Consider the following 14,545-nt stretch of genomic DNA (forward strand, 5'->3'; position numbering starts at 1 on the left):
TTCATGGGCGGATACTTCAGGGGCGAGCCTTGAGTTGTTCGGCGGCGGCCTTGGCCAGGTCCGGAGGCAAGAAGTCGCGGTCCGGGTTGTAGTCGGCCTTGAGGTAGCGGGCCAGGTCTTGCAGGTCCCCTGGGTTCAAGGTACCGGCGGCCTGTTTCAGGCGCAGGTTGTCGAGGATGTAGTCGTAGCGGCTGTTGTTGTAGTTGCGCACCGAGTTGTAGAGCTGGCGCTGGGCATCGAGCACGTCGACGATATTGCGCGTGCCTACCTGATAGCCGATTTCCGTGGCTTCCACGGCGCTCTGGTTGGAGATGATCGACTGGCGTCGGGCCTGGACCTGTTCGACGTCGGTATTCACCGCGCGATGCAGGTTGCGGGTGTTCTCCACCACCTGGCGGCGCAGGGACTCGCGCTGCTGCTCGGACTGGCTCAGGCGCGAGTAGGATTCGCGAACCTGGGAGCTGGTCAGGCCACCGCTGTAGATCGGGATGTTCAGTTGCAGGCCGATGGAGCGCTGCTCGACATCGCCGTGGTAGGGCGGGGCAAAAGGGTTGGGGTTGGGGTTGCTGAAGCCCAGGGCATCGTTGTCGCCCTTCTTGTACTGCACCACCGCGTCCAGGGTCGGGGCGTGGCCGGCCTTGCGCTGCTTGAGGGTCTCCTCGGCGGCGCTGACTGCGTAGTTGCTGGCCAGCAGGTTGAGGTTCTGCTTGGCGGCGGTGTCGACCCAGGCCTTGGCGTCGTTGGGGACCGGCGCCAGCACCGGCAGGGTGTGGACGATACCCTGGATCGAATTGTATTCTCGGTTGGTCAGGGTGATCAGGGCCTCGAAGGCATCGTCCACCTGGCGTTGGGCAACGATGCGGTTGGCCCGGGCGGTGTCGTAGCTGGCCTGGGATTGCAGCACGTCGGTCTTGTCCGACAGGCCGACGTCGAAGCGCTCGTTGGATTGGTCGAGCTGGCGCTTGAACGCGGCTTCCTCGGCCTTGGTCGAGGCCAGGTTGTCCTGGGCCCGCAGTACGGCAAAGTAGTTTTCCGCGCTTTGCAGGATCAGGTTCTGCTCAGTGGCCGAGAGTTGCAGTGCGGCTTGCTCGTTGACTTCCTTGGCGGCTTGCAGCTGGAACCAGCGGTCGGCGCGAAACAGCGGTTGGGCCAGGGTCGCCCGGTAGACATTACCGCTGCGGTTGGCGGTCATTGCCGGTTCGTCGAGCTTGGTGCGGGTGTTGTTCAAGTCCGCACCGGCCGACAGGTTCGGCAGCAAGCCGGCGCGGGCCTGTGGCACGACTTCTTTCTGGGCACCGTACTGGGCGCGCGCAGCGGCCAGGTCGGCATTGTTGTCCACGGCTTCCTGGTAGACGCTGACCAGGTCGGTCTTGGTGGTGGTCAAAGGCGCTTCAGCTGCCCATGCCATTCCATTGGACGCACAAGACACGGCAATAGCCAGTGAGAGTTTGCGCAGCATTCGGCGATCCCTAGAGTTGATATTATGGAGATAATCCAGGCGCCAAGGCTAAGGTGCGCCCCCCAGAGCGTCAAGGCTCGACGCTGGACATGCAGTGTAGAGGCGCCGCCTTGGTGCAACAATCCGCCGATTACGCCATTCATCATGCTTATCGCACGGGTGTTGGCGTTCTGCCCCGGCTTTGTCTAGACTGGCCCGGTTCTTGTCGGGGTGCCTTGCTATGAGGCTGAGATCGGATAATCCGGATCCCGTTGAACCTGATCAGGTTAAGGCCTGCGTAGGGAACAAGATTTCTCGTCACCCGGCGAGTCCTCTTGTGCTTCGTCCGGGATGTTGTTCGACAATCGAACATTCCTCTTGAGTACCAAGCACTGCACTCACTAGTCGCCTAGACAGGGTGCGTCCGTCCGCTACAGGTTCGCTCCGACAAAATTCCACTGCCTGGATGCTGTCTGGAGAGCCCGTGATGACGACAAAACTAAAAAACGCTAGCAACCTCAGTGAGTCGGCCCAAGTCGACCAACAGTCGGTGCAGCCCTTTACCCGCTCGCAAAAAATCTATGTCCAGGGCTCGCGCCCGGATATTCGCGTGCCCATGCGTGAGATCACCCTGGATGTGACTCCCACCGACTTCGGTGGCGAGATCAACGCGCCGGTGACCGTCTACGACACCTCTGGCCCCTACACCGACCCCAATGTGCTGATCGATGTGCGCAAGGGCCTGGGCGACGTGCGTTCGGCCTGGATCGACGACCGTGCCGACACCGAGCGCCTGGCTGGCCTGTCTTCCGATTTCGGCCAGCAGCGCCTGGCCGATGCCGAGCTGACCAAGCTGCGTTTCGCCCACGTGCGCAACCCGCGCCGGGCCAAGGCCGGGGCCAACGTCAGCCAGATGCACTACGCGCGCCAGGGCATCATCACCGCCGAGATGGAATACGTCGCCATCCGCGAAAACATGAAGCTGCAGGAGGCCCGCGCCGCTGGCCTGCTCAAGCAGCAGCACGCTGGCCACAGCTTCGGCGCCAGCATCCCCAAGGAAATCACCCCTGAGTTCGTGCGCGAGGAAATCGCTCGCGGCCGCGCGATCATCCCGGCCAACATCAACCACGTGGAGCTGGAGCCGATGATCATCGGCCGCAACTTCCTGGTGAAGATCAACGGCAACATCGGCAACAGTGCCCTGGGTTCGTCCATCGAAGAAGAAGTGGCCAAGCTGACCTGGGGCATTCGCTGGGGTTCGGACACGGTCATGGACCTGTCCACCGGCAAGCACATCCATGAAACCCGCGAGTGGATCATCCGCAACTCGCCGGTACCGATCGGCACCGTACCGATCTACCAGGCCCTGGAGAAGGTCAACGGCGTGGCCGAGGACCTGACCTGGGAGCTGTTTCGCGACACCCTGATCGAACAGGCCGAGCAGGGCGTGGACTACTTCACCATCCACGCCGGCGTGCTGCTGCGCTATGTGCCGCTGACCGCCAAGCGGGTCACCGGCATCGTCAGCCGTGGCGGCTCGATCATGGCCAAGTGGTGCCTGGCCCACCACAAGGAGAACTTCCTCTATACCCACTTCGAGGAAATCTGCGAAATCATGAAGGCCTACGACGTCAGCTTCTCCCTGGGAGATGGCCTGCGTCCGGGGTCGATCGCCGATGCCAACGACGAAGCTCAGTTCGGTGAACTGGAAACCCTCGGCGAGCTGACCAAGATCGCCTGGAAACACGACGTGCAATGCATGATCGAAGGTCCTGGCCACGTGCCGATGCAGCTGATCAAGGAGAACATGGACAAGCAGCTGGAATGCTGCGACGAGGCGCCGTTCTACACCCTCGGCCCGCTGACCACCGACATCGCCCCAGGCTACGACCACATCACTTCCGGTATCGGTGCCGCGATGATCGGTTGGTTCGGTTGCGCCATGCTCTGCTATGTCACGCCCAAGGAGCACCTGGGCTTGCCGAACAAGGATGACGTCAAGACGGGGATCATCACCTACAAGATCGCCGCCCATGCCGCCGACCTTGCCAAGGGCCACCCGGGCGCGCAGATCCGCGACAACGCGCTGTCCAAGGCACGCTTCGAGTTCCGCTGGGAAGACCAGTTCAACCTCGGCCTGGACCCGGACACCGCGCGGGCGTTCCACGACGAGACCCTGCCCAAGGACTCGGCCAAGGTCGCGCATTTCTGCTCCATGTGCGGGCCGAAGTTCTGCTCGATGAAGATCACCCAGGAAGTGCGCGAATACGCCGCCAACCAGCGCATCGAGGCGGTGGATGTCGAGGTGGCCAAGGGCATGGCCGAACAGGCCGAGCGCTTCAAGCAGGAAGGCAGCCAGCTGTACAAGAAAGTCTGAGAGGCAGCGGTACGCGGCTAGCGGCAAGTAGCCGGCGAGGGCCCACGGCTCTTGCTTGCCGCTTGCCGCTTGCCGCTGCTCCTTGCCTTTGTCCCTTTTCCTTTCGAGATCACCGCCTTGAGCAGTCCAGTCAGTACCTACTCTCCCGACCACACGGTAACTGCCGACCAGCGCGTATTGGGCGCCCGGGATCTGTTTTCCCTGTGGTTCTCCCTCGGTATCGGCCTGATGGTGCTGCAAACCGGCGCGCTGCTGGCGCCAGGGTTGGGGCTGGCGCACGGGTTGCTGGCGATCCTGCTCGGCACGGCGGTGGGCGTGCTGCTGTTGGCGGCCGTGGGGGTGATCGGTAGTGATACCGGCCTGTCTGCCATGGCGGCCCTCAGGCTCAGCCTGGGCCGGCATGGCGCCCGGTTACCGGCGTTACTCAATTTGTTGCAACTGGTGGGCTGGGGTTCGTTCGAGATCATCGTCATGCGCGATGCCGCCAGCCTCCTGGGAGCCCGGGCCTTCGGCGAAGGCAGCGCCTGGACCAGTCCAGTGCTCTGGACCCTGTTGTTCGGGGCGCTGGCCACCTTGTTGGCGGTCAGCGGCCCCTTGACCTTCGTTCGCCGGATCCTGCGCAAGTGGGGGATCTGGCTGCTGCTGGCCGCCTGTGTGTGGCTGACCTGGAACCTGTTCGTCCGGGCCGACCTGGCGGCGCTCTGGGCCCGGGCCGGAGATGGCACGATGCCGTTTGCCGTGGGTTTCGACATCGCCATTGCCATGCCGTTGTCCTGGTTGCCGTTGATTGCCGACTACTCGCGATTCGGCAAGAGCGCCAGGCGCGTATTCGCCGGTACTACCCTGGGGTTCTTCATCGGCAATTTCTGGCTGATGGGCCTGGGGGTCGCCTATGCCCTGGCATTCGCTCCCAGTGGCGAGGCCAATGCCTTGCTGCTGGCGCTGGCGGGGGCCGGCCTGGGGATTCCGTTATTGCTGATCTTGCTGGACGAGTCGGAGAACGCCTTTGCCGATATTCATTCGGCGGCCGTTTCCAGCGGTATCTTGTTGCGCCTGAAGGTCGAGCACCTGGCCCTGGCCATCGGCGTGCTGTGCACCCTGATCGCGTGCCTGGCGCCGTTGGCCCAGTACCAGAACTTCCTGCTGCTGATCGGTTCGCTATTCGCGCCGCTGTTTGGCGTGGTGCTGGTGGATCACTTCATCGTGCGTCGACGCAGGGCTCCGGAGTCGCTGGTGGCCTTGCGCGGCCCCGCGCTGCTGGCCTGGCTGAGCGCAGTGGTTGCCTATCACCTGCTGGCCAACCTGGCCCCGGAGCTGGGGGCGACCCTGCCGTCGTTGCTGCTGGCAGGGCTAATGCACGGGTTGCTGAGCCTCAGTTACCGTCGGGAAGCAGCTCGGGCTTGAAGATGCCTCGCAGGCGCTCGTAGGGAATCTGCAGTTCGACGTGGCCCAGGGGCGCTGGCGCGATGGCTGCGACGTCGTACTTGAGCGTCACCGAACGGCTGGTCAGGGCCACGTTCGGGGTTTTCTGGAATGGCCAGGCCTTCACGAACTCGGCCTCGCGATCCAGGTGGGTGCTGATCAGCCAGTTGTTGTGAGCCACCCGGGCGGCTTTCCAGAACATGTCTTCCTGGCCTGGCAGCAGGATGTCGCCCAGGCCCAGGGCCTTGTGCTGCTGGCGTGAGTAGTTGATGAAGCCGCGCCCTGGCGTGCCGTTGGTCGTGCCATTGTCCAGGTAGCTGGCCAGTTCGATGATCACCAGGCCGTCATGCTGTTCGCGTACCTTGGATTGCAGGTAGATGCCATGGTGGTCGGCGGCGCTGCGCAGGAACTGCTCGCGATAGGCGCCGAGGCTGGCCGGCAGCGGTGCGTCGGGGCTGGTGCGGGCCATTTGCAGCAGGCGTTTCTCGATGATGGCGTCCAGCTGCGGCTCGGCAGGAAAGTGCACGGTATCGAGGTTGACCAGCGGGCAGTCAGCGCCGCTGCAGCCGGGCTTGAGCTGTTCGGACTTGTCTCGGGTAACTTCCAGCGGGGTCTTGTAGCTTGGTTGGAACAGGCTCTGACAGGCGCCCAGGGTCAGGGCGATGCAGGCCACGGAGGCAATTTTTACAAGCGACATGGGCGTCCTTCATAAACCAGGAGGGGAGGCAAAAGTTACCGGCTTCGACTGTCGGCGGGGCAGTCGGTTCGCCACTAAGCTCAATAGAGGCAATTAGAGTAGGTTTAGCCCCTCGCCGTCTATCCCGCTGAGGCTAAAGGGGCTGCATCGGCAGGCGCGAGCGCGTTAGGATTGCGCGAAGTCGAGGAGGATCCTCGGAGTGAACAGGCTGTACACGAGGATTGTTATGACTGACTTTGCCAACTCCACGCCTAGTGCCGTCCAGATCATCGGGCGTGAAAACTGCCATCAGGGCTTCTATCGGCTCGACCGTTTGCAACTGCGCCATGAGCTGTTCGCCGGTGGCATGGGGCAGGAAATCAACCGTGAGGTCTTCATCCGTCACGATGCGGTCTGCGTACTGCCGTACGACCCGCAACGCGATGAAGTGGTGTTGATCGAACAGTTCCGCGTCGGTGCCATGGGCAAGGCTGCCTCGCCCTGGCTGGTGGAACTGGTGGCGGGATTGATCGACAAGGACGAGCAACCCGAGGCAGTTGCCCGTCGCGAGGCCCAGGAGGAAGCCGGCCTGGACATCTCGGCATTGTGGCCCATGACCCAGTATTTTCCGTCTCCGGGCGGCAGTACCGAGTTCGTCCATTTGTTCCTGGGGCGTTGCGACAGCAGCGCCGCCGGCGGGCTGTACGGCCTGGAAGAAGAGGCCGAGGACATCCGGGTTGTGGTCATGGCCTACGAGGATGCGCAGCAGGCCGTGCGTGACGGGCGGATCTGCAACGCGGCCAGCATCATTGCGCTGCAGTGGCTGGCGCTCAATCGTGTGGAAGTGAGGGGGTTATGGTCGTAAACAAGGCGCGTGATCGCTACCGGGTGGACCTCGCGGGGCTGCAAGCTTCCTGCGAGGCCAACTACGCCCGGCTGATGCGCTTGTTGCCCGACATGCGCAACCAGCCCGAAGCCCGGCGTATCGCGGTGACCCAGGGCGACCAGATGCTTGGTGTATTGGCCCTGGAAGTGGTGTTGGCCTGTCCCTATACCACCACTTTGCAGGTTCGCCAGGAGCACAGCCTGCCCTGGTTGCCGGTGCCGCAGCTGGAAGTGCAGGTCTATCACGACGCCCGCATGGCCGAGGTGGTCAGTGCCGAGCATGCCCGGCGTTTTCGCAGCATTTATCCCTACCCCAATGCCTTCATGCACCAGCCGGATGAAAAGGCCCAGCTGAACGTGTTCCTGGGGGAGTGGCTCAGTCACTGCCTGGCCTGCGGCCATGAGTTCGAAGTCGTGCGCTAGCTCGCCCCGGTACAGGATCAAGATGTGAACTGGGTCCGCTTCGGCAGTTTCCCCCTGGCGACTTCCCCAGCATAATTGCCCCATTCATCCTGCCTTGATCCTGCCCTGGGAGAACGCCTTGCCAAGCGTATCCGCTTCGCCCGCCGACGACTCGGTATTGCTGGTGCAACTGTCGGACAGCCATCTGTTTGCCGAGACGGACGGCGTGCTGTTGGGCATGAACACCGCAGACAGCCTGCAGCGGGTCATCGACCTGGTGCTGGTACAACAGCCGCAGATCGATTTGCTGCTGGCCACTGGCGATCTGTCCCAGGATGGCAGCCTGGAGTCGTACCAGCGCTTTCGCCAGTTGAGCGCGCAGCTCCCGGCGCCGGCTCGATGGTTGCCCGGCAACCACGATGAACCGCATGTCATGCAGCTGGCGACCGGCGATAGCGTGCTGCTGCAACAGGTGGTGGATATCGGCAACTGGCGCATTACCCTGCTCGATTCCTCCGTGCCCGGTTCGGTGCCCGGGTTTTTGCAGGACGACCAGTTGCAATTGCTGGAGCGTTCATTGCGCGAGGCGCCGCAGCGCCACCACCTGGTGTGCCTGCATCACCATCCGGTATCCATCGATTGTGCCTGGATGGAGCCCATCGGGCTGCGCAACGCCCAGGCCCTGTTCGAGGTCATCGAAGGCCATCCGCAGGTCCGAGCCCTGTTGTGGGGGCATGTGCACCAGGAGATCGACCGGATGCGCGGCGATGTGAGGCTGTTGGCCTCGCCATCCACCTGTATCCAGTTCGAGCCCCGTAGCGACGATTTCAAGGTCGACGAACGGGCTCCGGGCTACCGCTGGTTGCGGTTGCTGGCCGACGGGCGGCTGGAAACCGGCGTGCAGCGGGTCGAGGGCTACGATTTCACCATCGACTACGGCAGCAACGGTTACTGAAGCGACTTCGTTACCTGGCGCCATCCCTGTAGACTGCGGCTTTTGTCTAGGTACAGGGAGTCCGCATGTCCGGTTCGATCCTTTATATCCACGGTTTCAACAGTGCCCCTGCTTCCACCAAGGCCAGCCAGTTGCGCAGTGTGATGGAGCAACTTGGCCTGGCCGGACAATTGCGTGTACCGGCCCTGCATCATCATCCTCGCCAGGCCATCGGCCAGCTGGAGCAGGCGATCACCGAACTCGGTCGGCCATTGCTGGTCGGCAGCTCGCTCGGCGGCTACTATGCGACACACCTTGCCGAGCGCTATGGTCTGAACGCCTTGCTGATCAACCCAGCGGTCAATCCGCACCGCCTGTTCGACGGTTACCTGGGACCGCAGAAGAACCTGTATACCGATGAAGCCTGGGAGCTGACCCTCGATCACGTGGCGGCCCTGGAAGCATTGGAGGTCGCGCCGCCCAAGGACCCCGAGCGTTATCAGGTATGGCTGCAGACCGGGGATGAGACGCTGGACTATCGTCATGCCCAGGCGTATTACCGCGCTTGCGCCTTGCGTATCCAGGCGGGCGGCGATCATAGTTTCCAAGGTTTTACCGGCCAACTGCCGGCGATATTGAGTTTTGCCGGCATTACTGCCGATCTGTACCAGGCGATCGACTTCACCGCACTGTGAAGCTGAGCCCCATATTTCATTGAACGACTAACGACGAGAACCCATGGCCACTCCCAGCGCTAGCTCCTATAACGCAGACGCCATCGAAGTCCTCTCGGGACTCGACCCGGTGCGCAAACGCCCGGGCATGTACACCGACACCACGCGGCCCAACCACCTGGCCCAGGAAGTCATCGACAACAGTGTCGATGAAGCCTTGGCCGGCCACGCCAAGTCGATACAGGTCATCCTGCACGCCGACCACTCCCTGGAGGTGTCCGACGACGGTCGCGGCATGCCGGTGGACATCCACCCGGAAGAGGGCGTGTCCGGCATCGAGCTGATCCTCACCAAGCTCCATGCCGGCGGCAAGTTTTCCAACAAGAACTACCAGTTCTCCGGCGGTTTGCACGGGGTGGGTATTTCCGTGGTCAACGCCCTGTCCAGCCAGGTACGGGTGCGGGTCAAGCGCGATGGCAGCGAGTACCAGATGACTTTCGCCGACGGCTACAAGGCTTCCGAGCTGGAAGTGGTTGGCAGTGTCGGCAAGCGCAACACCGGTACCTCCGTGTTTTTTGCACCGGCCCCTAAGTATTTCGACTCGCCGAAGTTCTCTGTCAGCCGCCTCAAGCACGTGCTCAAGGCCAAGGCTGTACTGTGCCCGGGGCTGCTGGTCAGCTTCGAGGACAAGGGCACCGGCGAGAAGGTCGAGTGGCATTACGAAGACGGCCTGCGCTCCTACCTGGTGGATGCCGTCAGTGAGTTCGAGCGCCTGCCGGCCGAGCCGTTCTGCGGCAGCCTGGCGGGCAATAAGGAGGCCGTGGACTGGGCCCTGCTGTGGCTGCCCGAGGGTGGCGACAGTGTCCAGGAAAGCTACGTCAACCTGATTCCCACCGCCCAGGGCGGCACCCACGTCAACGGCTTGCGCCAGGGCTTGCTGGATGCCATGCGCGAGTTCTGCGAGTTCCGCAACCTGTTGCCCCGCGGCCTCAAGCTGGCGCCAGAAGACGTCTGGGAGCGGATCGCCTTCGTCCTGTCGATGAAGATGCAGGACGCGCAGTTCTCCGGCCAGACCAAGGAACGCCTGTCGTCCCGCGAGGCCGCGGCGTTCGTTTCCGGGGTGGTCAAGGACGCCTTCAGCCTGTGGCTCAACGCCAACCCCGAACTGGGCATGCAATTGGCCGAACTGGCCATCAGCAACGCCGGTCGGCGCCTGAAGGCCAGCAAGAAGGTCGAGCGCAAGCGCATCACCCAGGGCCCGGCATTGCCGGGCAAGCTGGCCGATTGTGCCGGGCAGGACCCGATGCGCTCCGAACTGTTCCTGGTGGAAGGTGACTCCGCCGGTGGTTCGGCCAAGCAGGCACGAGACAAGGAGTTCCAGGCGATCCTGCCGCTGCGCGGGAAGATCCTCAACACCTGGGAAGTGGACGGCAGCGAGGTTCTGGCCAGCCAGGAAGTGCACAACATCGCCGTGGCCATTGGTGTCGATCCGGGCGCCGAGGACATGAGCCAGCTGCGCTACGGCAAGATCTGCATCCTCGCCGATGCCGACTCCGACGGCCTGCACATCGCCACCTTGCTCTGCGCCCTGTTCGTCCAGCATTTCCGTCCGCTGGTGGATGCCGGCCACGTCTATGTGGCCATGCCGCCGCTGTACCGCATCGACCTGGGCAAGGAGATCTACTACGCCCTGGACGACGCTGAGCGCGACGGCATCCTCGATCGCCTGGTGGCCGAGAAGAAACGCGGCAAGCCGCAAGTCACCCGATTCAAGGGCCTGGGTGAAATGAACCCGCCGCAACTGCGCGAGACCACCATGGATCCCAACACCCGGCGCCTGGTGCAGTTGACCCTGGACGACGCCGAGGCCACTGCGGAAATCATGGACATGCTGCTGGCCAAGAAACGCGCCAGTGACCGCAAGTCCTGGCTGGAGTCCAAGGGCAACCTGGCCGAGGTGCTGGCCTGATGCACAGAGGTTTTGCCCTGGCCCTGGCGCTATCGGCAACCTCGGTGATGGCCGCGCCGGTCCCCGAGCTGAGCTTGCTGTCCGAACATCCCGTGGAGGGCATGCGCGGTGGCAACCTGTCTGGACTCGCCCTGTGCGGCCAGGAGCTGTGGACCGTTTCGGACCGCGACGACGACCAGATCTATCGGCTCGATACCCGCGACACCGTCTGGCAGGCCGAGACGGTCAAGCTGGAGGTGCCGCCGGTGCCCGATACCGGGCTGCCCTGGGGGCTGAAGTCGCGCACCTGGGCAGCATCGTTCATTCGTGGTGGCGACCTGGATTTCGAAGGCATTTCCTGCGATGGCGCGGGTAATAAGTATGTGGTCAGCGAGGCCCATGCCTCGGTGCTGCAGGTGCCGGTCCAGGGCGCGCCCAACTGGTTGAAGATCTCTGCGTTGATGGTTCGCGAGGCCCGGGCCAGTGGCATGCTGCTGCACTTCAACGCCTTGTTCGAAGGCCTGGCGGTGAGCCCCGCGGGGGATCGTATCTGGCTGGCGGCCGAGCGCGAACGGCGTGGCCTGTTGCTGATCAAGCGGGGCCAGACTACCTGGGATTGCGATGGCGGTTGCGTGCTGCTTAGTGAAGCCGGCTCGCAAATGCAGCCTGAGCAGGTGCCCCATGCCAAGGCCGTGACCCGTGACTTCGCCGACCTCTCGCTGTTCGATGGCAAGCTGTTCACCCTGGAGCGCAACGCCTACCAGATCTGCCGTCGGGATGCGCAGAGCGCCAAGGTCGAGCAGTGCTGGTCCTTTGCTGCCGAGGCTCTGGTGGAGTCGCGACGTTATCCTCAGCCCTACGGCCTGGCCGAGGCCCTGGTGGTGGATGCCGAGGGGGCCTGGATCGGCCTGGACAACAACAATGGCGCCCGTGCCGATGGCGAGTCCCGCCCGATCGTCTGGCGCTTTGCCGCGCCGCAAGGCGGCTGGAGTGCCAAGCCGTGAGCCAGCAACCGGGGCGCAGTGCCGGCCGGGTGTTGCTGATCCTGGCCTGGGCGGCGGGGCTGTTCCTGGCCACGCGATTCTTCGCCGATTGGGAAGCGCGCCAGGAGAACCCCAACACTGTCGTCAGTTCGCAACAACATGAGGGTTACATCGAAGTGAAGCTGGTCGGCAACGGCCAGGGGCATTTCGTCGCCAGCGGCCATATCGACGGCCAGCCTGTGCAATTCATGCTCGATACCGGTGCCACTGAAGTCTCGATCCCTTCCGGGCTGGCCGAGCGCCTGGGCCTGGAACGAGGACTGCCGGTGACCCTGAGCACTGCCAACGGTCGCAGCGAGGGTTACCGGACCCGTATCGAGCGCCTGCAGCTGGGGGATATCACCCTGCACGATGTCCGGGCCCTGGTGGCTCCAGGGCTCGACGGGGACCAGGTCCTGCTGGGCATGAGCGCTTTGAAGAAACTTGAATTTACTCAGCGCGGCGGCACCATGCTGCTGCGCCAGACCACGAACCAATGAGGCCCGCATGAGCGACTCCCTTGATCTCAGCCTGGATGGCGTAGAACGCCGGTCACTGGCTGACTTCACCGAAAATGCCTACCTCAACTACTCCATGTACGTGATCATGGACCGTGCGCTGCCGCATATCGGCGACGGCCTGAAACCGGTACAGCGGCGTATCGTCTACGCCATGAGTGAGCTGGGGCTGGATGCCGATTCCAAGCACAAGAAGTCCGCCCGTACCGTGGGTGACGTGCTCGGCAAGTTCCACCCGCACGGCGACTCCGCCTGCTATGAGGCCATGGTGCTGATGGCCCAGCCGTTCAGCTACCGCTACACGCTGGTGGACGGCCAGGGCAACTGGGGTGCGCCGGACGATCCCAAGTCCTTCGCGGCCATGCGCTACACCGAGGCGCGCCTGTCGCGCTACTCCGAGGTCCTGCTCAGCGAGCTGGGCCAGGGTACCGCGGACTGGGGGCCGAACTTCGACGGCACGCTCCAGGAGCCGCTGGTACTGCCGGCGCGCCTGCCGAACATCCTGCTCAATGGCACCACCGGTATCGCCGTGGGCATGGCCACCGACGTGCCGCCGCATAACCTGCGGGAAGTGGCGTCGGCCTGCGTACGCCTGCTGGACGAACCCAAGGCCACGGTGGAGCAGCTGTGCGAGCACATCCAGGGGCCGGACTATCCCACCGAGGCGGAGATCATCACCCCGCGTGCCGACCTGCTGAAGATCTACGAAACGGGTCGTGGCTCGGTGCGCATGCGCGCCGTGTACCGGGTCGAGGACGGCGACATCGTAGTGTCGGCGCTGCCGCACCAGGTCTCCGGGGCCAAGGTGCTGGAGCAGATCGCCGCGCAGATGCAGGCCAAGAAACTGCCGATGGTGGCTGACCTGCGAGACGAGTCGGACCACGAGAACCCGTGCCGCATCGTGATCATTCCGCGCTCCAACCGGGTCGATCCGGACGAGCTGATGCAGCACCTGTTCGCCACCACCGAACTGGAATCCACCTACCGGGTCAACGTCAACATCATCGGCCTGGATGGCAAGCCGCAGTTGAAGAACCTGCGCGCTCTGCTGGTGGAATGGCTGGAGTTCCGGGTCGCCACGGTACGTCGTCGCCTGCAGTTCCGCCTGGACAAGGTCGAGCGCCGCCTGCACCTGTTGGACGGCTTGCTGATCGCCTACCTCAACCTGGACGAAGTGATCCATATCATTCGGACCGAGGACCAGCCGCGGGCCAAGCTGATCGAGCGCTTCTCCCTCAGCGAGATCCAGGCCGACTACATCCTCGATACCCGCCTGCGGCAACTGGCGCGCCTGGAAGAGATGAAGCTGCGTTCCGAGCAGGACGAGTTGCTCAAGGAGCAAGCCAAGCTGTTGGCACTGCTCAACAGCGAAGCCAAGCTGAAGAAGCTGGTACGCACCGAGTTGCTGCAGGATGCCGAGACCTATGGCGACGACCGTCGTTCACCGATCGTTGCCCGGGCCGAAGCCAAGGCCTTGTCGGAAAACGAGCTGATGCCGACCGAACCGGTGACTATCGTTCTATCGGAAAAAGGCTGGGTACGCTGTGCCAAGGGGCATGATATTGACGCCACCGGCCTGTCCTACAAGGCCGGCGATGGCTACAAGACCGCTGCTGCCGGGCGCTCCAACCAGTTCGCGGTGTTCATCGATTCCACCGGGCGCAGTTATTCGGTGGCGGCCCATACCCTGCCTTCGGCCCGTGGCCAGGGCGAGCCACTGACCGGCCGGTTGACGCCGCCGCCGGGCGCGACTTTCGAGTGCGTGCTGCTGCCGGACGATGAGGCGCTGTATGTGATCGCTTCCGATGCCGGTTATGGCTTCGTGGTCAAGGGCGAGGACCTCCAGGCCAAGAACAAGGCGGGCAAGGCGCTGCTGAGCCTGCCGAACAATGCCAAGGTCCTGGCGCCGCGGCCGGTGGCCGATCGCGAGCAGAACTGGCTGGCCTCGGTGACCACCGAAGGTCGCCTGCTGGTGTTCAAGATCAGCGACCTGCCGCAACTGGGCAAGGGCAAGGGCAACAAGATCATCGGTATTCCCGGTGAGCGAGTCGCCAGTCGCGAGGAGTATGTGACCGACATCGCGGTGCTGCCGGAAGGCGCGACCCTGGTGCTGCAAGCGGGCAAGCGCACGCTGTCGCTCAAGGCCGACGATCTTGAGCACTACAAGGGTGAGCGCGGGCGTCGTGGCAACAAGTTGCCACGGGGTTTCCAGCGAGTGGACGCGTTGTTGGTAGAGCCTCTCAGTTGAG

At 63.5% G+C, this 14,545-nt stretch carries 12 protein-coding genes and 1 riboswitch; of the genes, 10 read left to right on the forward strand and 2 right to left on the reverse strand.

Going from position 1 to position 14,545, the window contains the following annotated elements; all coding sequences use genetic code 11:
* Positions 1 to 16: 16 nt before the first annotated feature.
* On the reverse strand, positions 17 to 1,459 hold the full coding sequence (locus tag C4K39_RS02655; protein ID WP_124345605.1) for a TolC family outer membrane protein: 1,443 nt from the start codon (positions 1,457 to 1,459) through the stop codon (positions 17 to 19).
* A gap of 196 nt (positions 1,460 to 1,655) precedes the next feature.
* Positions 1,656 to 1,760: riboswitch (TPP riboswitch) on the forward strand.
* 165 nt (positions 1,761 to 1,925) lie between these two features.
* On the opposite strand from C4K39_RS02655, the gene thiC reads away from it, so the two are divergent.
* Together thiC and cytX are read left to right on the forward strand one after the other, a co-directional pair.
* Positions 1,926 to 3,815 (forward strand): phosphomethylpyrimidine synthase ThiC, encoded by a 1,890-nt coding sequence (gene thiC / locus C4K39_RS02660; RefSeq protein ID WP_068576481.1) that lies wholly within the window; start codon positions 1,926 to 1,928, stop codon positions 3,813 to 3,815.
* A gap of 117 nt (positions 3,816 to 3,932) precedes the next feature.
* Positions 3,933 to 5,219: a putative hydroxymethylpyrimidine transporter CytX gene (gene cytX, locus C4K39_RS02665; protein WP_068576540.1), complete on the forward strand. Its 1,287-nt coding sequence runs from the start codon at positions 3,933 to 3,935 to the stop codon at positions 5,217 to 5,219.
* Here the strand turns inward: cytX and C4K39_RS02670 are convergent.
* The gene (locus C4K39_RS02670; protein WP_124345606.1) at positions 5,188 to 5,934 is read right to left on the reverse strand and encodes a DUF3298 domain-containing protein; all 747 of its coding nucleotides are present in this window, start codon (positions 5,932 to 5,934) and stop codon (positions 5,188 to 5,190) included. The two genes, cytX and C4K39_RS02670, sit on opposite strands and share 32 nt — an antisense overlap.
* A 226-nt stretch (positions 5,935 to 6,160) precedes the next feature.
* Between C4K39_RS02670 and C4K39_RS02675 the strand changes: the two genes are divergently transcribed.
* From C4K39_RS02675 to parC, 8 genes are all read left to right on the forward strand, one after another.
* The gene (locus tag C4K39_RS02675; protein ID WP_068576477.1) at positions 6,161 to 6,778 is read left to right on the forward strand and encodes an NUDIX domain-containing protein; all 618 of its coding nucleotides are present in this window, start codon (positions 6,161 to 6,163) and stop codon (positions 6,776 to 6,778) included.
* Entirely contained in the window at positions 6,769 to 7,221 is a 453-nt protein-coding gene (locus C4K39_RS02680) for a DUF1249 domain-containing protein (protein ID WP_068576476.1), read from the forward strand. The genes C4K39_RS02675 and C4K39_RS02680 overlap by 10 nt, the downstream gene beginning before the upstream one ends.
* A gap of 118 nt (positions 7,222 to 7,339) precedes the next feature.
* On the forward strand, positions 7,340 to 8,155 hold the full coding sequence (cpdA, locus tag C4K39_RS02685; RefSeq protein WP_124345607.1) for a 3',5'-cyclic-AMP phosphodiesterase: 816 nt from the start codon (positions 7,340 to 7,342) through the stop codon (positions 8,153 to 8,155).
* Positions 8,156 to 8,220: 65 nt separating this feature from the next.
* A complete protein-coding gene (locus C4K39_RS02690) occupies positions 8,221 to 8,829 on the forward strand; it encodes a YqiA/YcfP family alpha/beta fold hydrolase (protein ID WP_068576474.1) in 609 nt (202 codons plus the stop codon).
* 43 nt (positions 8,830 to 8,872) lie between these two features.
* Entirely contained in the window at positions 8,873 to 10,777 is a 1,905-nt protein-coding gene (parE, locus tag C4K39_RS02695) for a DNA topoisomerase IV subunit B (RefSeq protein WP_124345608.1), read from the forward strand.
* Positions 10,777 to 11,760 (forward strand): esterase-like activity of phytase family protein, encoded by a 984-nt coding sequence (locus C4K39_RS02700; protein WP_124345609.1) that lies wholly within the window; start codon positions 10,777 to 10,779, stop codon positions 11,758 to 11,760. Before parE ends, C4K39_RS02700 begins: the two co-directional genes overlap by 1 nt.
* Positions 11,757 to 12,278, forward strand: coding sequence for a retropepsin-like aspartic protease family protein (locus tag C4K39_RS02705; protein ID WP_022641349.1), 522 nt, complete (start codon positions 11,757 to 11,759; stop codon positions 12,276 to 12,278). Before C4K39_RS02700 ends, C4K39_RS02705 begins: the two co-directional genes overlap by 4 nt.
* A gap of 7 nt (positions 12,279 to 12,285) precedes the next feature.
* The gene (gene parC, locus C4K39_RS02710) at positions 12,286 to 14,544 is read left to right on the forward strand and encodes a DNA topoisomerase IV subunit A (RefSeq protein WP_124345610.1); all 2,259 of its coding nucleotides are present in this window, start codon (positions 12,286 to 12,288) and stop codon (positions 14,542 to 14,544) included.
* The last annotated feature ends 1 nt before the right edge of the window (position 14,545 follow it).

Source organism: Pseudomonas sessilinigenes (assembly GCF_003850565.1).
In the GTDB taxonomy this organism is placed as follows: Bacteria; Pseudomonadota; Gammaproteobacteria; order Pseudomonadales; family Pseudomonadaceae; genus Aquipseudomonas; species Aquipseudomonas sessilinigenes.